Raw genomic sequence first — 25,050 nt, 5'->3', positions numbered from 1 at the left:
TGATGCGTCGCCTCAATCTGAAATTTCCAGCCGATGGAGGGATGGCAAGACAGGCGGGATACGGCCTGATGCTACTGGGTGTCGTTCTCTTCGCCAGCGTACTGTATCTGTTTACGGCGGCCATGGACGAGGTGGCCTATTGGGATTTGCGCATCGCCAGCATGGATCGGCGGATACAGCGCGAGACGACACCACAGGTTTTGTCAGGACCTCGGGGGCGTGAAATAAAGCAGGAGATAAAAAAAGCCAATGCCGTGATGAGCGAGATCGATCTGCCGTGGCAAGCGCTTTTCGATTCGGTCGAATATGCAGCAGGTCATGAGGTGGCTCTGCTGTCGTTTCAGCCTGATGCCGCCAGCCGCACCATGCGAATCGGTGGTATGGCGAAGAATATTCCGGCGATGCTCGATTTTGTCGCTGCTTTGGAGCGTGAACCTGCACTCCAGAATGCCTACCTGCTCAAGTATGAAGTCAAACGGGACGATCCACAACGACCCGTGGTGTTTTCTCTGACGGCTTCATGGGCATGAGTTTTCCCCGGAATATACTGCCGCGGATGCGTTGGCAGACGGAGCGGCTTGGCGTCGCCGGAAAAACCGGGGTTGGGCTGTTTGTGTTCTCGACTGTATTTTTCATTGCGGCAGTATTGCCGCAGCAGGCGGAATCCAGAGCGCTGATGATGAGAGCCGAAGCAATCGAGCAGCGCATGAAAGCGGAGCCGGTTCAGGAAAACCGCAAGGCTCCAAAAATAAAAGGTGACCGGGCATTGCAGGCTTTTTACGCTTTTTTCCCGAAAATCGATTCCTCACCGTTCTGGATCAAGGAATTGGTGCAGGTTGCGGCGCAACGCGGGGTGGAGATCACTGGCACTGAATATCGCATGGTACATGAAAAGGATGTGAAGCTGGTGCGCTATGAAATGATACTGCCGCTTCGTGGTAAATATGCCGACGTGCGGGGCTTTATCGCCGATGCGCTGCGTGCTGTGCCTGCAATGGCGCTGGCCGATGTTGCGCTCAAGCGCCAGGATGGGGAGTCCGAGTTGCTTGACGTGAATCTGAAATTCAACCTCTATTTGAGTACAGGCCAGTGAAACGGTTGGGGCAGGGACGCACATTCTGGCTGGGCGGCGCGTTGCTGGCAACGCTTCTGGCTACGCAATGGGTAAGCGGAGACGATAGCGGCGCGGATTGGCAGCAATCTGTACCTGAAGACAGGATCCCCTCGAAACGGATGCACATCGACACCGAGGAAAATGAAGCCGGGCAATTGCATCTTGAGCGCCTGGAACGCAGGAAATTCAGCTCACAGGCAGGCGACATTTTTAGTCGTCAATCGTGGGCGCCGCCTCCGCCTTCGCCTCCGGCTTCAATGAAACCGCAGCCGCCATCCCCACCACCGCTTCAATTCAAATACCTCGGCAAAGTTATCGATGGAAGCGAAACGCGAGTGTTTCTCGCCTTGGCTCAACGCAACTACATCGTCAAGCCTGGAGAGAGCATCAACAGTCAATACCGCGTGGATGAGATCAGCGATGAAAATATCACATTCACTTATCTTCCACTTAACGCAAAGCAAATGCTTTCCACCGCGAGTGGAACGGCAGGGAATACTCGACCGGAATGGGAAAATACATTGTAGTTGCCTTGATCCTGGCTACGTTTGCAGGATGCGCGACTAACCAGGCATTTGTCGAAGGCAAGAGGCTTATTGCCGAGGGCCAGACCGATATGGGTCTTGCCAGTCTGGAAGAGGCGGCGCGCCAGGAGCCGGATAACATCGAGATTCGCGCAGTGCTTTTACGCCAGCGTGAGGCAGTTGCCGGACGCATGCTGCTGGAGGCCGATAGCGCCAGATCATCCGGCGACCTTGCTGGCGCCGAGCAAGGGTACCGCCGTGTATTGGAGCTGAATCAGCATAACGAACGCGCCCGCGCAGGCCTGACGGCGCTCGACACGGAACGCAGGCATACGGCCCTGATAAAACATGCGGAGGCATTATTGGAGCGCGGTGATTATGCGGCTGCGGAACCCGAAGTCCGGTGGGTTCTCCAGGAAAATCCCCTGCAGCGGGATGCGCGCCGGCTGATGCAGCGGATATCAGACATGGAGCTCCAGTCAGGAAAAACGGGACCTGTCCTGAAGACCGCGTTCAAGCAGCCGATCACTCTCGAGTTCCGCGATACAGGCTTGAAATCAGTCTTCGAAATCATGGCGCGTACGGCGGGAATCAACGTAGTCTTTGATAAAGACGTCAAGCAGGATTCCAAAACCACTATTTTTGTTCGCGATACCAATATAGAAGACTTATTCAAGCTTTTGCTCATGACGAATCAACTCACGCACAAAGTACTCAACGAGAATTCCGTGCTGATCTATCCCAACACGCCAGCCAAGCAGAAGGAATACCAGGAATTGACGGTACGCAGTTTTTATGTTGCCAACACCGATGTGAAGCAGATCGTCGCGATGGTCAAGGGGTTGGTCAAAACCAAGGACATACATATTGACGAAAAACTGAATCTCTTCGTCATGAAAGATACGCCGGATGCGATTCGTCTGGTGGAGCGATTAATTGCGCTGAATGATCTGGCCGATCCCGAAGTCATGCTGGAAGTCGAAGTACTGGAAATCGGACGTAACCAACTGCTCAACCTGGGATTACAGTACCCTGACCGGATGAATGTGAACATGCTCAGCGCAGCCAGCGCTGCTGCCGGCGCTCCTTTTCCACCCTTTGAGATCAGCAGCGCCGGCATTAACGGCAATGGCTCCAACCTGGATCGGCTGACAGGATTCATCGCCAACCCGGCATTGATTGTCAACCTCAAGCGGCAGGACGGCATCATCAACGTACTCGCCAATCCGCGTATTCGTGTCAAAAACCGTGAGAAGGCAAAAATCCTGATCGGGGACAAAGTGCCGGTGGTGACCACTACCGCGACCGCCAATGTGGGGGTTGCGTCCTCTGTGAGTTACCTCGACGTCGGGCTCAAGCTGGACGTGGAGTCTACCATTTCGCTTCAGGATGAGGTATCGATGAAGGTCAGCCTCGAAGTAAGTAACATCGTGCGGGAAGTGCCGGTGACGGGGGGAGGATTGGCCTATCAGGTAGGCACGCGTACCGCAGCGACCACGCTTGCGCTGCGGGATGGAGAAACCCAGGTTCTGGCAGGACTGATCAGCGACGATGAACGCACCACGCTCTCGAAGGTTCCGGGTCTTTCGGCGCTGCCCTGGATCGGTAAGCTGTTTATCAATCAGAACACGACTCGCAACAAGACCGAAATTGCGCTGCTGATCACCCCTCGCATCGTGCGTAATATCGCGCGGCCGGCAAGAGCGGCGAGCGAACTTCATTTCGGCACGGAAAACACGATAGGAATGCTGCCGGTCACCATTGGCAAGGTGGCGCCGCGAGCGCTGGCCATGTCATCCTCTTCGGGTGGGAGCGCAGCGGCCAGGAGCAATGCGCAGCCTCCTTCCACTTTACCCGATGCGTTTCAGGCGAATGTCCCCAACCCTGCGTTTCCTGTGGTTATGCTTGCGGCGCCGGAACAGGTAGCGGCAGGCAAGGAATTTGCGGTAAGCGTCAGCTTTGCCGACGCCGTTGGGTTGCCTGCAGCCGAACTGGAGCTGAATTACGATATCACCGCACTTGAAGCGCTTGATGAGGGTGAGAACTCCGGAACCCGCCTGTTGAAGCTGAGCCAGGGAGGAGGAGCCGCGGAATTGCGATTCAGGGTAGTCGCGCAAAAGCCGGCCACCACCCAGGTCGCTGTTAAAAACCTCAACTTCCCGGGCGAAAGCAGCGGTCTTTCCGCTCAGGTTGCGTTGCCACCTGCTGCCAATATTGATATCCAGTGATATGGCGAGCAGGGTTTCCCTAAAAAACCCGGCAGCTCAGGGTGGCTTTAGCCTGATCGAAATGATGGTAGCTGTCGCTATCATGGCCGTGCTTGCCTCCATGGCGACACCCTTGTATGAGCTCGCGGTAAAGCGTGCAAAAGAGCAGGAATTGCGGACCGGATTGCGGCAAATCCGGGAAGCGATCGACGCATACAAGCGTGCGGTCAACGACGGGCGTGTAGCCAGGAAAGCCGAAGAGTCTGAGTATCCACGCAAACTGGAAGATCTGGTTGATGGTGTGCCGGACATGAAGGAACCGGAAAAGCGCAAAATCTATTTCCTGCGGCGGTTACCGCGTGATCCCATGTCTGACGATCCCGGCTTGACCGATGCCGGTACCTGGGGCAAGCGCGCTTATGAAAGCCCGCCGGACAGCCCGCAGGAAGGCGATGACGTCTTCGATGTATATTCGCGTTCGCAAGAGATCGGTCTGAATGGGATTGCTTATGATAAATGGTGAGCCGGACAATGCTGATTCCGGATTTATTATGAAGCGCAAACACAAACCAAATGGCGGCGTAGCCAATGCTGTTTCGCCCAACGGCCGGCGTCATGGCGGTTTTACCCTGATCGAATTGCTGGTGGTGATGGCGATCATTGCTATTCTTCTTACCATTGCAGCGCCTAAATATTTCAATTCGCTGGACCGGTCCAGGGAGACGGTGTTGCGCCAGGATCTGAACGTCATGCGCGATGCCATTGATAAATTCAACAGCGATACCGGACAGTATCCGGAGGACCTTGCCGAGTTGGTGGAAAAGCGGTATTTGCGTGCCATTCCAGTTGATCCTCTGACTGACAGCGCGGATACCTGGGTGGCCGTGCCGCCACCTGACGGGGGAACCGGTGTTTACGATGTGCGCAGCGGCTCGGCGGATCAGGCAAAGGATGAAACCTCATATGGCGCCTGGTGAAGCGTGCTGGATGGGTGGCATGGACTTGCGGAAGAAGCATGCGCAGGAAAAGGGGTTTACCTATTTATGGGTAATTTTTTTGGTCGCGGTCACCGGTCTCGCCTTGGCGGGCGCAGGCCAGTTATGGCGTACCGAGGCGCGGCGGGAAAAGGAAAAAGAGTTGATGTTCGTGGGCGAGCAGTTCAGGCGCGCGATCGGCTCGTACTACGAGAGTTCGCCCGGGACCAAGCGCTATCCGGATTCACTGGAAAAACTGCTGTCGGACGATCGTTTCCCGACAGTCAAACGTCATTTGCGCAAGATTTTTATTGATCCGATGACGGGGGCGGCCGAGTGGGGACTGATCCGGCAGCCGGGCCACGGAATTACCGGTGTATACAGCCTGTCGGCTCGGGCGCCACTGAAGCGGGCTAACTTCCACGAACGCTATACAGCTTTCAAAGAGGCGGAAAGTTATCGCGATTGGAAGTTCGTCTACCTGCCGGGCGACGCGGGCGGGGCCCTGCCGCAGCCGAAACCCGGCCCGCAAGCACAATCCCCGTCCGATACAAAACCATCTCAGCCCCAACCCCAGCCCGAAACAGAGCCGCAACCGGAACGACGGCTACCGCAAATACAACCTGAATCGCAACCGGTGTGGGATCCATTCTCTCGCCGGCAGCCAGACTCTCCTTCATCTGATCCAGCGGTTCCAGTAGATTCCGGTGCACAATGGCCGGGCGACTCCAAACAGTAGTAGCCGTGATGCTGTCCACCGGCTGAGCAAGGCTGAGGCAGTACAGGTTTAAAAGAGCGCAGGGGAAATTCTGGTTCTCGTGATTTCTGCAAGCCCCAAGCATGCAGAATGCACTTCTTGCGTATTTTCTTGTCTGCCCGCCGCGGAGAAGGGATAATACCAAGTTCACTGCTGCACGCCTGTGCCTTGCGCGGAAATGGCGAAGGTGTACAACGTACCAACGTACAAGGGACGGTATAGAGGCGCTTTTTTAGGATATTCAGGGTAGAAATCTTCATCCATGCTGTTGATGATCGATAATTACGATTCCTTTACCTACAACCTGGTGCAGTATTTTGGCGAACTGGGTGAAGAGGTGGTGGTGTTTCGCAACGATGAAATCACGCCCGATGAAGTGGTGGAATTAAGACCTGCGCGCATCGTGATTTCACCCGGGCCCTGCACACCCAGTAGAGCGGGTATATCGATACCGTTGATCGAGCGCTACAACAGCCAGGTTCCCGTGCTGGGCGTGTGCCTTGGCCATCAGAGCATAGGGCAGGCTTTTGGCGGGAAAATCGTTCATGCCAGACATCTCATGCATGGCAAGACTTCACCCATTTTCCACAATAGCGCCGGCGTATTTCATGGCTTGCCCAATCCGTTCTGCGCGACCCGCTATCATTCGCTCGTCATTGAGCGTGAGAGCCTTCCGGATTGCCTGGAAATCACTGCATGGACCGAAGATGGCGAGATCATGGGCGTGCGCCATAAAACGCTGGCGATCGAGGGTGTGCAGTTTCATCCGGAATCCATTCTTACCGAGTACGGGCACAAGTTGCTGGAAAATTTCCTGGTGCAGCGGGCAGCTGCATGAATGACTCGTGAAGAAGTTGCATGAAGTAGGTGATGCCATTCCCAAAAAGGATTCATTATGAAGCCGCAGGAAGCGCTGACCCGTATCATCGAACATCGTGAAATCTTTCACGACGAGATGCTCTCGCTCATGCGTCAGATCATGCGTGGAGAGTTATCGCCGACGCTCATCGCTGCTATCGTAACCGGATTGCGGGTGAAGAAGGAAACCGTCGGCGAGATCACGGCTGCTGCACAGGTAATGCGCGAGTTTGCCACCCGGGTGGAAGTGGCTGATGAACCTCATCTCGTGGATACATGCGGGACAGGCGGCGATGCAGCCCACACTTTCAATATCTCCACCGCAGCGGCTTTTGTCGCAGCCGCCGCCGGCGCGCGGGTCGCCAAGCACGGCGGGCGCTCCGTTTCCAGTAAATCGGGGAGCGCGGATGTACTTGAAGCCTTGGGTGTCAATCTCAACCAGACGCCCGGCCAGGTAGCGGAGGACATCAGGGAAATCGGGCTGGGATTTATGTTTGCGCCCAATTTTCACAGCGCCATGAAACATGCCGCGCCGGTGCGGCGCGACCTCGGCGTGCGCACCCTGTTTAATATCCTGGGGCCGCTGACCAATCCTGCCGGGGCAAAAAACCAGTTGCTGGGTGTATTTCATCCCGATCTCGTCGGTATACTGACGCGGGTATTGCAGCGTCTGGGTAGCCATCATGTGATGGTTGTGCACGGCGGAAACAGTCAAGGCGGGCTGGATGAGATCACCATAGCTGGCGAAACCCGGATAGGTGAGCTCAGGGACGGCGAGGTGATTGAATACGCCATTAAACCGGAAGATTTCGGCATAAGGACCGCCGCCATCGAAACAATACAAGCACGAGATAGCGCCCAGTCCAGAGAAATGCTGATGTCGGTACTGGATAATCAGGCAGGTCCGGCACTTGACGTAGTCGTGCTTAACGCAGGTGCGGCGATATATGTTTCGGGTGTGGTGGAATCGCTGAAGCAAGGCGTGGAAAGTGCGCGCGCGGCAATAGAGTGCGGTGCAGCCAAAGCAAAATTACTGGAACTCGTCGAATTCTCGAATCGGGAAAATCGCGGTGAAGTTACGCTGATTTAGGGCATGGCTACCAACATTCTGCAAGAGATTCTAACCGTCAAGCTACAGGAAATCGCCGCGGCAAAGAGTGCGGCGCCCCTTCGCGCGCTGCGCCACCAGGCGGAGGCTGCGCCGCCACCCCGTGATTTCACTGAAGCGCTCCGCGATAAAATTACCGGCGGATCAGCTGCGGTCATTGCGGAAATCAAGAAAGCCAGCCCCAGCAGGGGCATATTGCGTGAGCAGTTCGACCCGGCCGCCATTGCCGCAAGCTATGCGCAAAATGGCGCCGCCTGCCTGTCAGTGTTGACCGATGCGAAATTTTTCAGTGGCAGCGCGCGGTATTTGCAGCATGCAAAAGCCGCCTGCAATCTGCCGGTACTGCGCAAGGATTTTATGCTGGAAGAATATCAGGTGGTCGAGGCCCGGGCAATGGGAGCAGACTGCATCCTTATCATCGTCGCAGCCTTTCGCGAGTTTTCTCTTCTGACTGGAGAGCGTCAGCGAAATGAAGACATGGTTACCCGAATGCTCGAGCTCGAATCCCTTGCTCATGCCTTTGGCATGGGGGTATTGGTGGAAATCCACGATGGCGCGGAACTGGAGCTGGCGTTGCAATTGAATTCCCCGCTGATCGGTATCAACAATCGCAATCTTCATACATTTGAAACCCGCCTGGACACCACGCTGCAATTGCTCGAGCGAATTCCGCCTGGACGCATCGTGATTACCGAAAGCGGTATACACACGCAGGCCGATGTAGCTCTGATGCGCGGTCATCAGGTTAATGCCTTCCTGGTGGGCGAAGCTTTTATGCGCGCCGTGGATCCCGGCGCTGAATTGGCCCGATTGTTCGGCTAATCTGCCCGGGCAGCACGCATCGGCAACACATTTCAGCAGTACGACTCGGCAGTACAATTCGTATCGGCTCGGAGTCCGCATCTGCCTGAATCCCCGCTTAAAATGATTTTGTTGCAAAAAAGCAACACATGCCTCTTCGATATACCGAAAGTCTCTTTATTTCCTTGCTAGGCGTTGTTGCGTTAGGCACAATCTCTCAACCCTCTCATTTAGGGAGGTCCAAGCAGCGGGATACTACTCCACCGAAATAGGGTCGGTGAGAGGCCCCACCGTTTCAACTTTAAAGGAGATTTTCCACATGAAAAAGAAACTGATTGCACTGGCTGCTGCTGGTGCACTCGCGGCCCCGGTGGTTGCATCCGCTCAGGGGACAAACGTCACGATTTTTGGTCGGGTGCAAGCTGAATACAGTCTCGTCGACTTTGCCGGCCAACCCAGCCAGGGATCGCTTCAGGACAACGCCCGCTCGTCACGTTGGGGTCTGCATATCACCGAGGATCTGGGCAATGGATTCAAGGCAAACGCCCGTCTGGAAATGGGGTTGAACGCGGGTTCCGGTTCGGCCACCACACCGCGTGAGCAATGGGTCGGTCTTTCCAGCAATCATTGGGGCGATGTCAAATTCGGCCGTGTTCAGTCGCCATTCAAGGATTTTGCCGGCGGCATGACAATTGATCCGTTTGCCTATACGACCCTCCAAGCCAACGGCGCCGGCGGTACCATGTCTGGTGGCGCAAACGGTCTGGGCTCAGGTGCAAACGGTTTTGTCAACAGCGCCATCCGTTATGACTCCGCGAGCATAGAAGGCTTCTCCTTCGCCGCGCTGCTTATGCCTGGTGATGCAAATACGCTTGATCCTCTCCAAACGGGCAGCGTCGTCTCCGGTTTCCTTCCTGGTGGATTGGGCAGCAACGGCAATACCGGCGGTAGAAACGGCGAGTTCGACGGTCAGGCTGCTGCAAAGTATCATGCCGATTTCATGGGCATGGGATTTGACATATTCGGCGGTTATTCCAGGGACAATGCCAACAACATACAGAAAAGCATAGGCCTGAGAACAGAAGAAGTATGGCGGGTTGGTGCTTCATGGGCCTGGGAAAACTTCAAGCTCAGCGGGCAGTATGAAGATATCAACAACGCAATTGGTTCCGCGACCTGTACCACCGCTTCTGCCCTTGTGGCAAACCCGCTTGACGCTGCTGGTTCCGGCACGGGACAGTGCAACTCCGCGATGAACTGGGGCGGTGACGGTAATATTTGGCATGCAGGCGCCCAATACAGATGGGGCAACACCACCCTGGTGGCGCAAGGCGGTATGACTAAAGCCCACGCAGGCGGTGTCAACGCGGCAGCAGCGCGCAAAGCTGATAGCTTTACAGTCGGCGCGATCCACAATCTGAGCAAGCGCACGAGCATTTTCGGTGGTTATCAGCATGTTTACGTAACCAACCCCAACGGCGCAGCTGTAAATGATCTGGGCGGTGTTGTTAGCTACAATCAGCCATCCTATGCAACCGGTAACCGTTCCACCTACACGATCGGTGTCCGTCACAACTTTTAATTGAGTCAAATCAGTTAAGAATGGGGCGCTCAGGCGCCCCATTTTTTTACGTTTTTTGCAGGAAAATAGAAATGCGCGATGCCGCTCTCGGCCGCGCGTGGCTTGGATTAGAGAGGTTCTTAACCTTGAAAAAGTTGTGTGTTTAGTTTATGAAATATACGTGCTAATATACTGACGCAAAACGAAGGAATAGACCTGAACCGTACCCGCCGAATATCCGCTCGTACCGACAAAACGGCACGACAGGTGAAAATTCAGGTTCCGGCTGCCGGCAGTGCTTATGTAATTTCGAATGCGTAAGGAACTGTAGTGTTTCGCCCATTTTCACTTGCAAGGGCCCCGTGGAATGGCATCTTCGAAGAATGAAAAGGATGTCGGGCCTATCGAGTCCAGGTTAAAAATAACAGGAAAAGTTCGCACGGTTATCGTGTGTGCGGACCAACAGTCAGTCTATTGAAGTTTTTTGGAGGATTTGTTCATGGGAGTTCCTATACGTCAACAGATAGCTGTAGGCACTTATCTGCTCAAGCAAAAGCTGAAAGGGGTAAAAAAATACCCTATGGTTCTTATGCTGGAGCCTTTGTTTCGTTGTAATCTGGCCTGCGCGGGCTGCGGTAAAATTGATTATCCCGACCACGTTCTTGACCAGCGCCTTTCGGTCGAACAATGCATGGAGGCTGTTGATGAGTGTGGGGCGCCGATGGTATCCATCCCCGGCGGCGAACCGCTGATACACAAGGAAATGCCGGAAATCGTTGCGGGTATCATTGCGCGGAAGAAGTATGTTTACCTGTGTACGAATGCCCTTCTGTTGAAGAAAAAGATTGGCGACTATACGCCATCTCCTTATCTGACCTTTTCCATCCATCTGGATGGCCTGAAAGAGAGGCATGATGCCTCCGTTGCCCAAGATGGAGTTTTTGACCGGGCGGTGGAGGCTATAAAACTGGCGGTAGCTAAAGGGTTCAGGGTCACGGTAAACTGTACCCTGTTTCAAGGTGAGACTCCGGAGGATGTTGCGGAATTTCTGGATTATGCGATGGAGTTGGGTATCGAGGGCGCAACCATTGCACCGGGATTCAGCTATGAACGGGCTCCGAAGCAGGATATCTTCATCAAGGGGAAAGATACCAAGAACTTGTTTCGGGGTATTTTCAAGATCGGCAAGACGCGCAATTGGAAATTGAATCATTCCTCGCTTTATCTTGATTTTCTTGCAGGTAACCAGAATTATCAGTGCACGCCTTGGGGTAATCCAACGCGGAACGTGTTTGGATGGCAAAAACCGTGTTATTTACTACCGGATGAAGGATATGCGTCCAGTTTTCAGGAATTGCTGGATGACACGCCATGGGATAAGTACGGTAACAGCAGTAATCCAAAATGCGCCCAGTGCATGGCGCACTGCGGCTATGAGGCTACCGCCGTTGAAGATATGCTACAGCACCCCGTGAAGGCGCTGCTCACTTCTATCAGGGGCCCGAAAACAACCGGTCCCATGGTAGCCGAGCCGACCCCCAAATGGGCAGCGGAAAAGCCGAAGCTTCCAAAAACACTCGCTGGAATTCCTGTCAAGGTCGAGTGATAATCAGCGCAAACAGTCATGCCATCACAGCGCCCCGGTCCGGTAGTTCGCCGCGGGCTTTGATGGCAGTTAGCGCACTTGCTATAAAGGCTGTCAATATGAAAGTCCTGCGCGCAATCAAATCTGTATTGCAACTTCAGATAGCAGTGGTCATGCTTCTGATCATGTCGCCCTCCTCGGCGGAAACGCAGGATGCGGCCGAACCTCAGCAGGTTGTAAACCGCCTGCACGAAGCCTTGATCAAGGCGATGCGCGAGGGCGCGAAACTTGGGTATCAGGGGCGCTACGAGTTGCTGGCTCCTGTCGTTGATCAAACCCACGACCTCGATTTTATTGCCCGTACCGCATTAGGAGCCAATTGGTCTCAATTGGACGCCAAGCAGCAGCGTACTTTTACGGAGGTTTTTCGGAAGCTCAGCATTGGCACTTACGCGGGTTGGTTTAAAAGTCATGAGGGTGAGCGTTTCGAATTTCTGGAGCAACAATCCATGCCGCGGGATCAGGTAATGGTCCGTACCAGGCTGGTCCAATCGAGTGGCGAACCTGTACGTTTCGACTACATCCTGCGGAAGGGTAACGATGGTTGGCGCATCGTCAATGTTCTGGCCGACGGTGTCAGCGATCTTGCGCTGAAACGCGTCGAATATCGCGCCATCCTTCAGCGCGACGGTTTCCCCACGCTCATCGACATGCTCAAGAAAAAGATCCTCCTGACTGAACAGGATTAAACACCTGGGCAGCACGGGGGATCGATCGCTCCAAATTGCTTCCTGAAGCATGACCACATCAAACAAAGCTTCCCATAGCCGCATCTACGACCTCTTCGCGCGCTGGTCCACCATTTCCTATCGTTACGGCGGCTGGGTTCTTCTCATAGCGCTGCTGGTAGCCGTGGCAAGCGGCATATATGTTTCGCGCAATCTGGGTATGAATACCGATACCACAGAGATGCTCTCGGAGCACCTGCCGTTTCGCGTCAATATGAAGCATTACAATGAAACGTTTCCGCAGGATATGGAAACGCTACTGATAGTGCTGGATGCTCCCACACCAGAGCAGGCTCGCATGGCGACAGAACGTCTCGCTGCGCGGCTAAAAAAGGATACCGCGAATTTTCATGATGTCTATGCTCCCAATGCCGGCGATTTTTTTGAGCGCAATGGCTTGCTCTACGAAAGTGTTCCGGAGCTGGAACAGATCACTGACCGGCTTGCGGCAGCACAGCCGCTGATCGCGCATATTGCCCAGGAACCCACCTTGACGGCTTTTGCCGATGTGCTGACGCGGGCGGTGGAGGAGTTGCATAAGGGACGCAGCATGGAGCTGCGACCGGTGTTAAGCGGGATAAGCGCGACGTTGGACGCACGGCTTCGCGAATCGCCCAGGGCGTTATCCTGGCAATCACTGTTCAATGCCGAGCCACAGAAAAGCAAGTACCAGGAGCTGATCGTAGTAAAACCGAAGCTTGATTACAGTCAATTATTCCCGGCGGAACAATCCATAGCAGCCCTGCATGCTGCCGCAAAAGACGTCGGGGTGACGGGGGAAGGCCCGGTTCGATTGCGAATTACCGGTGAAGTAGCGTTGGCAGAAGAGGAACTCAACAGTTCGCTGCGCGGTATGGAATATGCGGGAGTAATCACGTTCGTAATGGTGGTGGTAGTGCTCTATTTCGCGATGCGGACCCCTGGACTGATAATCAACGTACTTGTCTGCCTGACATTGGGTCTCATCCTCACTGCGGCGTTTGCCACTGTCGCCGTCGGTCACCTGAATATAATCTCCATCGCATTTGCGGTGCTTTACATTGGTTTGGGTGCGGACTTTGCTATCCATTTTCTGCTGCGGTATCGTGAAATTCTGGAAAATGGCGCTCCGCCGGTTGAGGCCATGCACGTATCCGGCGGTGATGCCGGAGCCGCACTGACGGCATGCACAATCACAAACGCCATCGGCTTTTACGCGTTCATGCCTACGGATTATAGCGGAGTAGCGGAGTTGGGACTCATCTCTGGTACCGGCATGATCATCAGTCTGCTTGTTACGCTTACCGTCGGCCCTGCCCTGTTGCGCTATCTGCCGAGGCGGCTTCCAGCGAAATCGATTGCGAAAGCCTCTGTGGGCAAGGTGCTCGAGCTATCGTTGAAGTGGCATAAAGTTACCTATGCCGTAACTTTGGTCGCATCGATTGCCGCACTTGCAATATTGCCCCAGGTAAGGTTTGATTACAATTTGCTGAATATGCAGGATCCCCAGGGAGAAGCGGTAAAAACTTTTCGGGAACTGCTTGCGGAAGCTGATCGTTCACCCTGGCACGCAACCGCACTGGCTGACAATCGTAAGGATGCAGAACGTCTGGCTCAGCGGTTGACTGAACTCCCTGAAGTGACTAATGTAGTCACGATCCTCGATTTCGTGCCGGCGGAGCAGGACGAGAAGCTCCAGCTTATCGAGGAAATGGCGCTTACGATGGGACCGATTACCTTTTCAAGCCAGGCTGCGGGGAAGGGCGATGAAATCCCGGTGCAGCAGCGTAAAGCATTGGAGGCGCTGGCTGTTGCATTAGACCGATTTATTGCCGAGCGTCCCGATCACTCTGCTTCGGCAACTGCCCGTGAGCTAAAATCGTCCCTTGCTGCACTGTTTGCCCGTCTTGACGGCGCCACCCTCGACGAGAGGCGCAGCCTGCTCAATTCGGTGGAGAACGATCTGCTCGCGACGCTGCCTTCCGCTTTGCAGAGTCTGCGCACCGCTACCGAGGCTACTCCATTTGGTCAGCAGGATTTGCCGGCATCTTTAGCCAGCCGGTGGCATAGCCGGTCAGGTGACTATAGATTGGTAATCTATCCAGCAGAAGATCTTAACGACAATGAGGCGCTGCGGCGTTTTGTGCGGGCAGTGCAGCAAGTGGCGCCGAACGCCACGGGCGCGCCCATGGTGAGTCTTGAGGCAGGCGAGGCCGTGGTGCGAGCGTTCGTTCAAGCGTTCCTGCTGGCGCTGGTCGGGATTATCATAGCGTTGTTGATAATATTGCGCAGTGTAAAGTACACTTTGCTGGTTCTGCTCCCACTTTTGCTGTCCAGTTTGTTTACTGCCACATTCACCGTCCTATTGAACGTACCGTTCAACTTTGCCAATATCATCGCCTTGCCGCTGCTGCTGGGTCTTGGTATCGACAGCAGTTTGCACATGGTGCACCGAAGTTTGAACAAGGAGCTGGTGAGCGAAATTCTGATTCATACCAGTACTGCGCGCGCCATTTTTTACAGTGCCTTGACCGCCCTGGTTGATTTCGCAAGTCTCATGTTTTCATCGCATCGGGGTACTGCCAGTATGGGAATAATGCTTACTGTGGGGCTCACTTTTACTCTCATCTGCACTCTGGTGATACTGCCCACATTGCTGCGCCCTCCGGTTCAGCGTGTAGAAGCGTGATCGTCCGATAACTTATGTCTAGTTCGGCAATTATTGTTTATACTTCGCACCTTGTAATGGTTTAATCGCATTGGGAAACACCGCAAATCTCAGGATACTCCAGAACTAACAAGATTGGCCGCTCCTTACTGATCATGACGCATAGCCGGACAACCGCTCTATTGCTAGTATGCGCATCACTGTTTACGGGTTGCGCCACCATGCGTACAAACGATGCAAGCATAGACCCGGTAGATCCCAATGAGGAAACCAATCGCAAATTCTATAACTTTACGGACACGATAGACCGGAATGTTCTGGCGCCGGTTGCCGATGTCTATATAAAGTATGTGCCTGACCCAATGCAGCGTTCGATCGGAAACTTCTATGACAACCTTGCATACCCGAATGTTATTCTGAACGATTTTTTACAAGGTAAGGTAAAGCAGGGCTTTCAGGATAGCCTGCGATTTGTCGTCAATTCGACAGTTGGTCTGGGTGGACTTTTTGATATGGCGGCGCCCATGGGCTTGCCGCAGCATGACGAAGACTTTGGGCAGACATTGGGTGTTTGGGGCGTTGACACCGGGTCTTATCTTTTTGTCCCCCTGATCGGGCCCAGTACCTACCGCGATGCGCCAGGTATTCCCGTAAGTGTTTTCAGCAATCTTTTATTTTATGCCGGTACCGTTGCCAGCACCGCAATTGTCGGTCCGGTCACGGTTTTAAGCATTATTGACAGACGCGCGAGGTTGTCAGGTCCCATGCGCGTCCGTGACCAGGCGGCCCTGGATCCTTATCTGTTTGTCCGCGAGGGATTTTTGCAGCAGCGCAAGCATTTGATCTATGACGGCGACCCGCCCCCCGAGACCTACGACGATCCAATGTTCGACGATACTGTACGGAATGAGGCCGCAGTCGAGCCATTACGTTGATGCTCGATCTGGGAATGGAGCGCTCTTATCCGAAGGTCACAGGTACTCGCGTCATGAATGCATTTAACGGTTCATGCAAAAAAAGTTATTTCCGTAACTACTTTTACGCCAAACGGCTGGGCTTATCCGGTCCCGCCTAAGGCAATGCAGGTAAAAATATGAACAGATTTGGAGGTGCCGCCAGATTGTCTTCGCGAGATCGACATCAGAACTCAACTATTACAACAACACCCCTGGAAGATGGATTGGCCGCGGCTCGTAATGCGTTGCTGTCCCAGCAGAAAGAGGATGGTCATTGGTGTTTTCCGCTGGAGGCGGACTGTACGATTCCAGCCGAGTATGTGCTGATGATGCACTTCATGGATGATATCGACGTCGATCTGGAGGTCAGGCTTGCCCGGTTTATCCGTGAAAAACAGGACCCTGCACATGGCGGCTGGCCGTTGTACTACGGCGGCGAGTTCGATCTGAGCTGTACGATCAAGGCTTATTATGCCCTGAAAATCGTCGGCGATTCACCGGATGCGCCGCACATGAAGCGCGCGCGGGCAGCCGTTTTGAAACACGGGGGCGCAGCCCGGGCAAATGTTTTCACACGGATATTGCTCGCGATGTATGGCCAGCTCCCCTGGCGCGGCGTTCCATTTGTACCGGTGGAAATCATTCTGTTGCCCCGGTGGTTTCCTTTCCACCTGAGCAAGGTGGCATACTGGTCTCGCACTGTCACGATACCGCTATCCATTCTATGCAGTTTGAAAGCCCACGCGGCGAACCCGCGCAAGATTCACATCCGTGAGCTGTTTACAGTATCTCCGGAGGAAGAACGGAACTACTTTCCAGTGCGCACCAGCCTCAATCGTCTGTTTCTGGTACTGGAGCGGACTGCTTCGCTATTCGAGCCGTTCATTCCGCACGCTCTGCGCCGCGTTGCGCTGCGCCGCGCGGAACGCTGGATCGTGGAGCGGCTCAACGGCGATTCCGGTCTTGGAGGCATCTTCCCCGCCATTGTAAATGCAGGTGAGGCACTGGCATTGCTGGGCTATCCTTACGAGCATCCTTATCGGGAGCAGTGCCGTCAGGCACTGCGCGGACTGCTGGTGGATGAAGGTGAGCGCGTCTGGTGCCAGCCCTGCGTATCGCCCGTGTGGGATACCGTTCTGACATGCCTCGCCATCCAGGAGGATGCCGATACCGATCAGAAGCCCATCCAAAAAGCGCTTGACTGGCTCATCCCCAGCCAGATACTCGACGCACCCGCGGACTGGCAGGAAGAACATCCCGACTTGCCGGGTGGCGGCTGGGCCTTCCAGTACGCCAACCCTCATTACCCGGATCTGGACGACACTGCCGCGGTGGCTTGGGCCTTGCATCAGGCAGACCCTCGCGCTTATGGCAAGAGCATAGTACGCGCTGCGGACTGGCTGGCCGGCATGCAGTCTCGCAATGGCGGTTTCGCAGCGTTCGACACAAACAATACTTATTATTATCTCAACGAAATTCCATTTGCCGATCATGGCGCCTTGCTCGATCCGCCTACCAGCGATGTGACCGCCCGTTGCACGGGTTTCCTCGCTTTATATGGCGAGTCCAGGCATAGGGATGCCGTGCAGCGAGGCCTGAGCTATCTGTTCCGCGAGCAGGAATCCAATGGCGCCTGGTTCGGACGCTGGGGAAGCAATTACATTTACGGTACCTGGTCCGTGCTGGAGGCCTTCCGTCTGGCCCGCGTAGATACCGGCCACCTCGCCATTCGGCGCGCGGTCCAATGGCTAAAGTCCGTGCAGCGCGACGACGGAGGCTGGGGCGAAAGCAACGACAGTTATGCCGAGCCTCAGAAGGCCGGCCGGTTTGAAAGGAGCACATCTTTCCAGACGGCCTGGGCGCTGCTGGGCTTGATGGCAGTAGGAGAAGAGCATAGTCAGGAAGTGCATCGGGGCATCGAGTACCTGTTGCGCGAGCAGAGCGGTGACGGGCTCTGGTACGAACCTTGGTTTACCGCCCCAGGTTTCCCGAGGGTTTTCTATCTGAAATATTACGGCTATTCGAAGTATTTTCCCCTGTGGGCCTTGACCAGATTCCATGCGTTGAGCCGGAAGATTTCTGCGTGAGGGCGGTTGGAATTGTCACGGCATTGCGAGTGGAAGCTCGCTGTATAACGGCGCACCGGCTGCCTTTCAATCAAAGGATCAGCCTGGGAGAGAACGCGGCAATATGGCTCTGCGGCATGGGCGAAGCGGCGGCCCGGGAAGCAGCAGAAGGGTTGAGGGCAGGTGGCGCTGCCGCCTTGATAAGTTTCGGATTTGCAGGCGCATTGGATGAAAACCTGCGTCCCGGAGATCTGATATTGCCGGAGTCGATCCACGCCGGTCACTCTTTGCAAATCGACTTGGGCTGGCGGGACCGCTTCCGGCAACGCCTTCCCCTGCACTTGCGTGTTACCGGTGGAGTATTGGCTGCGAGCAGAGCGGTTCTGACCTCGGCTATTGCGAAACGTGAACTGGCCCAAGCTACCGGAGCATGTGCGGTGGATATGGAAAGCGGTGCGGTGGCAGAGGCCGCGGCTCTTGCCGGCTTACCGTTCCTGGCAGTACGAGCGATCTCGGATCCGGTCGAGTTCTCACCCCCGCCAGCTCTGCTCGATGCGGTGCATCCCGATGGAAGCGCGGACCTGGGCCGCCTTCTGCCACTGCTGATGCGGCGATCCCTGGCTCTCGGCACGTTGCTGCGCCTGGCGAGAGACTCGCACGCCGCACGCTCCACTTTGTCGGTTGCAGCGCGATACGCCGACATGGAAATGGGTATTTCCCGACGCCTTCCCCCATCCGCTCACGGATATGTGGCAGACTAAGGGGAAAAGCAAGAGGACAAAGCGGATTTCGAGTCGATGCATAGCATCCGCCTATTTTTTTGTATGGAGCAAAAACAGATATATCGTGGATATATCACCCGAGAGCCAGGAAATATGAAATAAAGTCATTACATTACTTGAGAATTAACCTGGTTAAAGAGTAAAATATCGCCCTTTCCCATTGGGCATAATGGAGAGTAGCATGGCAGTCACAACCGATCAAAAAGCACAGGTGGTACGCGACTATCAACGAGCGACTGGAGATACTGGTTCTCCCGAAGTGCAAGTGGCGTTACTGACCGCTCGTATCAACGACTTGACCAATCATTTCAAGGCGCACGTCAAGGATCACCATTCGCGCCGTGGTTTATTGCGGATGGTAAGCCGCCGCCGCAAGCTGCTGGATTACCTGAAGCGCAGCAGCGACGATAGTTATCGTGCGTTAATCGAACGCCTTGGCTTGCGTAAATAGGTAGCCATTCCAGATGAGATGGCGGCCGGATCAATTGAACTGCTATTTTCCAGGAGCAGAGTCAACAATTCGGCCATATCGGTTGACGCAAAAGCGAAACCGGATGATTTTATTGAAAAAGGTAGTTAATTGAAAATCAAGAAAAGCATTACATACGGGTCCCATCAACTAACATTTGAAACCGGCGAAATAGCAAGACAGGCACACGGCGCAGTAATCGTTACCATGGGTGATACCGTGGTCCTTGTGACTGTGGTGGGTGCAAAAAACGCCAAACAGGGACAGGATTTTTTCCCGCTGACCGTGGATTATCAGGAAAGAACCTACGCTGCCGGTAGAATACCGGGTAGTTTTTTCAAGCGCGAAGGTCGTCCATCCGAGAAGGAAATCCTTACATCCCGCCTGATCGACCGTCCCATTCGTCCTCTATTTCCCGAAAATTTTTACAATGAAGTACAGATCGTCGCCACTGTCCTGTCGTCGGATAACGAAGTGGATTCCGATATACCCGCCATGCTTGGCGCATCTGCAGCATTGGTCCTTTCCGGTATTCCCTTTCAGGGGCCTATAGGCGCTGCTCGCGTCGGCTATGTCAACGGTGAATATATCCTGAATCCCGCCACTAGCCAACTGAAGCAAACCCAATTGAATCTGGTGGTCGCAGGTACGCAGCAAGCTGTGCTGATGGTGGAGTCCGAGGCGATGGAATTGCCCGAAGATGTCATGCTTGGCGCCGTCATTTACGGCCATCAACAAATGCAGGCGGCGATCAGCGCCATCAACGAGTTGGCGGACGAAGCGGGAGTGACCGCATGGGATTGGGCGCCTGCAATACGAGATTCTGCCCTGTCGGAGAAAATTGCCGAACTGGCGGAAGACGATTTGCGTGCCGCATTCCGCCTAAAGCAGAAACAGACACGGTCCGAAACCATAGACAGCATCTGGACAAGGGTGTTTACCGAAGTCGGCGTCGATGCCGAAGGCGGGCCCGATGCTCAGGCTGTGAAGGAAGCGTGCTTTGCTCTGGAATCGAGGATCGTGCGTTCCCAGATTCTGGATGGTGAGCCTCGTATAGACGGGCGCGACACCCGCACTGTGCGCCCCATAACGATCCGCAACGGACTGTTACCGCGGACACACGGCTCTGCTTTGTTTACTCGCGGGGAAACCCAGGCACTGGTCGTTGCAACACTGGGCACGGGACGTGATGAACAGAAAATTGATGCGCTGCAGGGAGACTACTCCGAGCGTTTCATGCTTCACTATAACATGCCGCCGTACGCCACTGGCGAGACTGGCCGCGTAGGGACCCCCAAGCGCCGTGAAATCGGTCACGGGCGTCTTGCCAAAAGAGCGCTGGTTGCAGTGCTTCCTTCTCCTGAAGAGTTTGGTTATTCACTCCGGGTCGTATCCGAGATTACAGAGTCGAATGGTTCCAGTTCCATGGCGTCGGTTTGTGGGGGTTGTCTTGCCTTAATGGACGCCGGTGTGCCACTGAAGGCGCATGTGGCGGGTATCGCCATGGGCCTGATCAAGGACGGCAACAGATTTGCCGTGCTGACTGATATCCTTGGGGACGAAGATCATCTGGGCGATATGGATTTTAAAGTAGCCGGAACGGAAAAGGGCATCACCGCGCTACAGATGGATATCAAGATCCAGGGGATTACCAGGGAAATATTGCAGGCTGCGCTGATGCAAGCCAAGGAAGGGCGCATGCATATTCTCGAGATCATGAAACAGGCGCTGCCGACGACGCGTGAGGATATTTCAGAACATGCGCCGCGTATCATCAAGATAAAGATCAACCCCGAGAAAATCCGTGACGTGATCGGCAAGGGTGGCGCGGTGATACGCGCGTTGACTGAAGAGACCGGAACCACAATTGATATCGCTGACGATGGCACTGTTATGATAGCCTGTATTAATGCCGAAGGCGGCGAGATGGCGAGAAAGCGTATCGAGGACATTACTGCCGAGGTTGAGGTAGGGAGAACATACGACGGAACCGTTTTGAAGCTTCTGGATTTTGGCGCAATCGTTAGTGTTCTGCCCGGCAAGGATGGTTTATTGCATATTTCGCAAATTGCAAATGAGCGGGTCAATAACGTTGCGGATCATCTCAAGGAAGGTCAGGTGGTGCGCGTAAAGGTCCTGGAGGCCGATGACAAGGGCCGCCTGCGTCTCAGTATGAAGGCGATTGCGGCCGAAGTTAGCGACACTGCGGCAACATGAATATAGCTGGGTCCTGATCGTGGTTTCGTGAACAAAACAGATTCACTACTGTTTCCGCCGACCACGTTAAGCGGGCAGTGCAGATACAGTAAGGTTTCTTGGATGACATAAAAAAGCCCCGATCGCGAGATAGGGGCTTTTTTTAATGATGTGTGATCAAGGTGCGGTAAAAACCAGCCGAATATGGTTTTATTTAGCTACCTGCTTTTCTCTTATCTCGTCCAGAGTTTTGCAGTCAATGCAGAGAGTGGCGGTGGGACGCGCTTCAAGTCGTTTAAGGCCAATTTCCACGCCGCAACTTTCACAGTAACCGTAATCACCGGTATCTATTTTGGCGATGGTCTCCTCGATTTTCTTGATCAGCTTGCGTTCACGATCACGATTCCGTAACTCCAGCGCCATGTCTGATTCCTGGCTGGCGCGATCATTAGGGTCGGCGAAAATCGTGGCCTCATCCTGCATGGTGTGAACAGTTCGGTCTATATCCTGCCCCAACTCAACCTTAATACCCTCCAGAATGCTTCGAAAATGCATAAGCTGCTGGGAGCTCATGTAGCTCTCTCCCTTCTTCGGTTTATAAGGAATGGCTTGTTTACGCAGTTCTTGCGGCATTTGTAGTATTCCCTCTATATTCCCAGTTACGTATAAAGACGCTTTTACAGAAAATTACATTATACAGCAAGTAGATTTAATGTCCGGCTGAAGTATCATGCACCAAAGTCAATTCGAACTCCAATAAGAATCTGAAGGAGAACATAAAAGATAAATTCCGGGAAAACCGGATCGAGGGGCAATTTGAAAGCGCATGGTTCATATTGAACTCCTGTTGAAAGCCTCCACGGTTTCCAGTTCGCCAGTTCGCATGAAATCCTCCTTACACGACAGCGGGAATTCTTGCAGAATTCAGATTACTTGAATACCCCCCGGAAAAAATAAATATGGCGTCCCCTTATACGGTTCAAGCCGAGCTATCGCTATAGCCACTTCCCTTTTCCTTATGGGTCCTGTTCATCGAAAAGTACGGCATTGTGCCCCCACTTGTCTCGAAATATATGTTAAATTTCATAAAACTAAAACGCGCAACTTCCAACGAGCAATAACGCAGTATCCCCTCATTCCATATAGGAGAACACCATGTCTAGAAAGAAATCCATCATATCCGTAGCAGTTGGTTCCGCTTTTGCCGTTACGCTCGGCGCTGTGCCTGTTGCTTCAGCGGATTACAACCCTTTTGGCATGCAACTGCTCGACAAGGGCTATATGATGAGCGACGCCCATCAATATAGCGATAAGAAAGACGGCGAAGGCAAGTGCGGTGAAGGCAAATGCGGCGAAGGCAAGTGCGGTAATGGTAAATAGCTAAAAATTACCTGCGTGGGCAAGCCATTTGGTAGCTGCCCATTGTGAAGTCGGGAAAGCGGGAACGGGGAACGTTTCCGCTGCGTGGTGTCCTCTTATGGAGGCCGGTGCCTGCTCTTCTCAAATTGTGACATAATATTTCGTCCAAAATTTAGGAGACGATACTATGCGCAACAAAAGAACCATGATTTCCCTGGCGGTGGGCTCCGCCTTTGCCGCTACACTCAGTGCTGTACCCCTCACCTCGACGGCCGCTAGCCCTTTCGAAATTCAATCCCTGGATAAGGGGTATATCCTGGCTTATGCGGATAGGGTGGACCCCAATAAATACGGTGGAGCGAAATCCGGTGAAGCGAAATCTGGCGAAGGTAGATGCGGCATGTCGATGGTAGACGTCAACAAGGATGGCAAGGTCACCAAGGATGAATTTCTCAAGCATCACGAAGCAATATTCGACAGAATAGACGCCAATAAGGATGGCGCTGTCGATCAACCTGAAGCCGACAGCTATGGGGGGACCAAACCGGGTCCCAGCTCAGCGCCGCCCACAGCGCCACATGGCGGGATGAAGAAGTAACATCTCCTTGCCATGAAAGCCTTGGATCTGGCCAGTGTGGGACTGGGTTTTCGGCGCGAGTTAATTCCAGCGTTAAAAGCCCGTGTTCCCGATGCCATCGATTTCTTCGAAATCGCCCCGGAAAACTGGATTGATCTCGGCGGTGTGGCCGGACGTGATTTGCGCGGCTTCACTGAGCGCTACCCGTTTGTTTGTCATGGGCTCTCACTATCCATCGGTAGTCCAGCACCATTGGACGAAGTGTTACTGCAAAAGATTCGGCAATTCCTGGATCAGCATCACGTCCTCTTGTATACCGAGCATCTTTCCTACTGCTCGGACGACGGGCATCTATACGATCTCCTTCCAATACCGTTCACTGAAGAAGCAGTGAGCTATGTTGCTGCCCGCGTTCGCCGCGCGCAGGATATTCTGGAGCGCCGCATCGCGCTGGAAAACGCCTCGTTTTACTTGCGCGCGCCCATCACAGAAATGAGCGAAGCGGATTTTATCCGTGCTGTATTGACGGAAGCGGATTGCGACCTGCATCTCGACGTCAATAATGTCTACGTCAATAGCATAAATCACGGCTATGATCCGGTTGAATTCATCCGGACCATGCCAACCGAACGTATTGTTTACATGCATATGGCCGGCCATCATAAGGAGGCGGATAATATCATTAACGATACGCACGGCGCGGACGTTATCGACCCTGTATGGTCATTGCTCGATCAAACGTATTGCATTCACGGCGTCGCGCCCACGCTGCTGGAACGTGACTTCAATATCCCTCCCCTGCACGAGCTGATGCGTGAAATCGAACGCATTGGTCTTGTCCAGACCCGGCATGCCGATGCAAGCCATGTCCGCGCCGCTTCCTGAGTTTCAGCGTTTCCAGTACGCTTTCACTGCGCATATCCGCGACGCCAAGGCGAACCCTTGTCCACGCGGCATTGAAGCGAGGCGTATGCGGATATACAGGAGGCTGGTTTACAATAACCTTGAGAGTTTTCTTCTGGCTTGTTTTCCCGTATTAAGAAAGGTGCTGGGGGCACGCCGATGGACGCGGCTCGTGCGTGGCTTCCTCGCCACACATCGCAGCCACTCTCCTTTTTTTCGCCAAATTCCGGATGAGTTTGTCCAATTCCTGCAGAGCGATGGGGCTATACCTGCGAATTATCCGGAATTCGTGCTGGAACTCGCGCATTACGAATGGGTAGAGCTTGCGCTTTCTGTTTCAACGGACGCTCCCGGCTGGGACGCGATCGATCCCGAAGGCAACTTGCTGGAACAGCGCCCGGTTTTAAATCCGGTGCTTGCCAACCTGCGGTATAACTGGCCTGTACATCGTATTGGTCCGCGCGTTCGAGTCACCCCAGGAGAAACTTACTTGCTGGTATTCCGTAATTCCAGCGACCAGGTTCGATTTACTGAAATCAATGCATTTACCTCACGTTTGATAAATCTTCTTGCGCCTGCCGAGCAGACGGGCCGAGCGGCACTTGAAATCGTCGCCGCTGAAAGCCGCCATCCCTCGCCCGGAATAGTGATTCAAGGAGGGCTGGAAATCATGCGCGATTTACAAGTGCGTGGCGCACTGCTGGGCGTTTCTAAATAGTGGCTTTATTGTTCCATTGCGAATCCACCGGTTGCCAGGCTGAACTATTACGCCCTTGCATTGCAAATACCGCGCCAAGCGTTTTTATTTCGCGCGGGAG

General features: G+C 54.0%; 24 protein-coding genes. 23 read left to right on the top strand and 1 reads right to left on the bottom strand.

Annotated elements, in window-relative coordinates; all coding sequences use genetic code 11:
* Positions 1 to 2 precede the first annotated feature (2 nt).
* The 19 genes from BMX66_RS08395 to pnp all read left to right on the top strand — a co-directional run bounded on the left by BMX66_RS08395 (position 3) and on the right by pnp (position 21,414).
* Positions 3 to 530 carry a fimbrial assembly protein gene (locus BMX66_RS08395; protein WP_090880828.1) on the top strand — a complete coding sequence of 176 codons (528 nt, stop codon included), beginning with the start codon at positions 3 to 5 and terminating at the stop codon, positions 528 to 530.
* Positions 527 to 1,093, top strand: a complete 567-nt coding sequence (locus BMX66_RS08390; protein WP_090880825.1) for a hypothetical protein — start codon at positions 527 to 529, stop codon at positions 1,091 to 1,093. Before BMX66_RS08395 ends, BMX66_RS08390 begins: the two co-directional genes overlap by 4 nt.
* Entirely contained in the window at positions 1,090 to 1,641 is a 552-nt protein-coding gene (locus BMX66_RS08385; protein ID WP_090880821.1) for a secretion system X translation initiation factor, read from the top strand. The genes BMX66_RS08390 and BMX66_RS08385 overlap by 4 nt, the downstream gene beginning before the upstream one ends.
* Positions 1,623 to 3,866 carry a secretin N-terminal domain-containing protein gene (locus BMX66_RS08380; protein ID WP_090880818.1) on the top strand — a complete coding sequence of 748 codons (2,244 nt, stop codon included), beginning with the start codon at positions 1,623 to 1,625 and terminating at the stop codon, positions 3,864 to 3,866. The genes BMX66_RS08385 and BMX66_RS08380 overlap by 19 nt, the downstream gene beginning before the upstream one ends.
* A gap of 1 nt (position 3,867) precedes the next feature.
* Complete coding sequence (locus BMX66_RS08375; RefSeq protein WP_090880816.1) at positions 3,868 to 4,368, top strand: type II secretion system protein; 501 nt, start codon at positions 3,868 to 3,870, stop codon at positions 4,366 to 4,368.
* A 28-nt stretch (positions 4,369 to 4,396) separates the two neighbouring features.
* Positions 4,397 to 4,822: a type II secretion system protein gene (locus tag BMX66_RS08370; protein ID WP_090881110.1), complete on the top strand. Its 426-nt coding sequence runs from the start codon at positions 4,397 to 4,399 to the stop codon at positions 4,820 to 4,822.
* Positions 4,809 to 5,558 (top strand): type II secretion system protein, encoded by a 750-nt coding sequence (locus BMX66_RS08365; protein ID WP_177168759.1) that lies wholly within the window; start codon positions 4,809 to 4,811, stop codon positions 5,556 to 5,558. The genes BMX66_RS08370 and BMX66_RS08365 overlap by 14 nt, the downstream gene beginning before the upstream one ends.
* A gap of 280 nt (positions 5,559 to 5,838) precedes the next feature.
* Positions 5,839 to 6,414 carry an anthranilate synthase component II gene (locus BMX66_RS08360; protein ID WP_090880813.1) on the top strand — a complete coding sequence of 192 codons (576 nt, stop codon included), beginning with the start codon at positions 5,839 to 5,841 and terminating at the stop codon, positions 6,412 to 6,414.
* A 57-nt stretch (positions 6,415 to 6,471) separates the two neighbouring features.
* Positions 6,472 to 7,524: an anthranilate phosphoribosyltransferase gene (gene trpD, locus BMX66_RS08355; protein ID WP_090880810.1), complete on the top strand. Its 1,053-nt coding sequence runs from the start codon at positions 6,472 to 6,474 to the stop codon at positions 7,522 to 7,524.
* A gap of 3 nt (positions 7,525 to 7,527) precedes the next feature.
* Entirely contained in the window at positions 7,528 to 8,364 is an 837-nt protein-coding gene (gene trpC / locus BMX66_RS08350) for an indole-3-glycerol phosphate synthase TrpC (RefSeq protein ID WP_090880807.1), read from the top strand.
* A 298-nt stretch (positions 8,365 to 8,662) separates the two neighbouring features.
* The gene (locus BMX66_RS08345; RefSeq protein WP_090880804.1) at positions 8,663 to 9,925 is read left to right on the top strand and encodes a porin; all 1,263 of its coding nucleotides are present in this window, start codon (positions 8,663 to 8,665) and stop codon (positions 9,923 to 9,925) included.
* A gap of 478 nt (positions 9,926 to 10,403) precedes the next feature.
* A complete protein-coding gene (gene hpnH, locus BMX66_RS08340) occupies positions 10,404 to 11,510 on the top strand; it encodes an adenosyl-hopene transferase HpnH (protein WP_090880801.1) in 1,107 nt (368 codons plus the stop codon).
* Between the two features lie 98 nt (positions 11,511 to 11,608).
* The gene (locus BMX66_RS08335; RefSeq protein WP_090881107.1) at positions 11,609 to 12,238 is read left to right on the top strand and encodes an HpnM family protein; all 630 of its coding nucleotides are present in this window, start codon (positions 11,609 to 11,611) and stop codon (positions 12,236 to 12,238) included.
* Between the two features lie 49 nt (positions 12,239 to 12,287).
* On the top strand, positions 12,288 to 14,945 hold the full coding sequence (locus BMX66_RS08330; protein ID WP_090880798.1) for an MMPL family transporter: 2,658 nt from the start codon (positions 12,288 to 12,290) through the stop codon (positions 14,943 to 14,945).
* A gap of 200 nt (positions 14,946 to 15,145) precedes the next feature.
* A complete protein-coding gene (locus BMX66_RS08325; protein ID WP_255398868.1) occupies positions 15,146 to 15,859 on the top strand; it encodes an MlaA family lipoprotein in 714 nt (237 codons plus the stop codon).
* Positions 15,860 to 16,017: 158 nt separating this feature from the next.
* Positions 16,018 to 17,967, top strand: coding sequence for a squalene--hopene cyclase (gene shc / locus BMX66_RS08320; protein WP_090880792.1), 1,950 nt, complete (start codon positions 16,018 to 16,020; stop codon positions 17,965 to 17,967).
* The gene (locus tag BMX66_RS08315; protein WP_090880789.1) at positions 17,964 to 18,707 is read left to right on the top strand and encodes a phosphorylase family protein; all 744 of its coding nucleotides are present in this window, start codon (positions 17,964 to 17,966) and stop codon (positions 18,705 to 18,707) included. Before shc ends, BMX66_RS08315 begins: the two co-directional genes overlap by 4 nt.
* A 202-nt stretch (positions 18,708 to 18,909) precedes the next feature.
* Entirely contained in the window at positions 18,910 to 19,179 is a 270-nt protein-coding gene (gene rpsO / locus BMX66_RS08310) for a 30S ribosomal protein S15 (RefSeq protein WP_090880786.1), read from the top strand.
* Positions 19,180 to 19,308: 129 nt separating this feature from the next.
* Positions 19,309 to 21,414 carry a polyribonucleotide nucleotidyltransferase gene (gene pnp, locus BMX66_RS08305; protein ID WP_090880783.1) on the top strand — a complete coding sequence of 702 codons (2,106 nt, stop codon included), beginning with the start codon at positions 19,309 to 19,311 and terminating at the stop codon, positions 21,412 to 21,414.
* A 189-nt stretch (positions 21,415 to 21,603) separates the two neighbouring features.
* Here the strand turns inward: pnp and dksA are convergent, their stop codons facing one another.
* Complete coding sequence (gene dksA, locus BMX66_RS08300) at positions 21,604 to 22,026, bottom strand: RNA polymerase-binding protein DksA (RefSeq protein WP_090880779.1); 423 nt, start codon at positions 22,024 to 22,026, stop codon at positions 21,604 to 21,606.
* Positions 22,027 to 22,548: 522 nt separating this feature from the next.
* Between dksA and BMX66_RS08295 the strand changes: the two genes are divergently transcribed.
* The 4 genes from BMX66_RS08295 to BMX66_RS08280 all read left to right on the top strand — a co-directional run bounded on the left by BMX66_RS08295 (position 22,549) and on the right by BMX66_RS08280 (position 24,950).
* Positions 22,549 to 22,773 (top strand): HvfA family oxazolone/thioamide-modified RiPP metallophore, encoded by a 225-nt coding sequence (locus BMX66_RS08295; protein WP_177168758.1) that lies wholly within the window; start codon positions 22,549 to 22,551, stop codon positions 22,771 to 22,773.
* A 166-nt stretch (positions 22,774 to 22,939) separates the two neighbouring features.
* Positions 22,940 to 23,350 carry an EF-hand domain-containing protein gene (locus BMX66_RS08290; RefSeq protein ID WP_090880776.1) on the top strand — a complete coding sequence of 137 codons (411 nt, stop codon included), beginning with the start codon at positions 22,940 to 22,942 and terminating at the stop codon, positions 23,348 to 23,350.
* Between the two features lie 12 nt (positions 23,351 to 23,362).
* Positions 23,363 to 24,214 (top strand): HvfB family MNIO-type RiPP peptide maturase, encoded by an 852-nt coding sequence (locus BMX66_RS08285; RefSeq protein ID WP_090880773.1) that lies wholly within the window; start codon positions 23,363 to 23,365, stop codon positions 24,212 to 24,214.
* Positions 24,195 to 24,950 (top strand): HvfC family RiPP maturation protein, encoded by a 756-nt coding sequence (locus BMX66_RS08280; RefSeq protein ID WP_090881104.1) that lies wholly within the window; start codon positions 24,195 to 24,197, stop codon positions 24,948 to 24,950. Before BMX66_RS08285 ends, BMX66_RS08280 begins: the two co-directional genes overlap by 20 nt.
* Positions 24,951 to 25,050 lie beyond the last annotated feature (100 nt).

Origin of the sequence: Nitrosovibrio sp. Nv6 (genome assembly GCF_900110495.1) — a bacterium.
Taxonomy (GTDB): domain Bacteria; phylum Pseudomonadota; class Gammaproteobacteria; order Burkholderiales; family Nitrosomonadaceae; genus Nitrosospira.
This window is presented reverse-complemented; position numbering and strand designations above follow the sequence as displayed.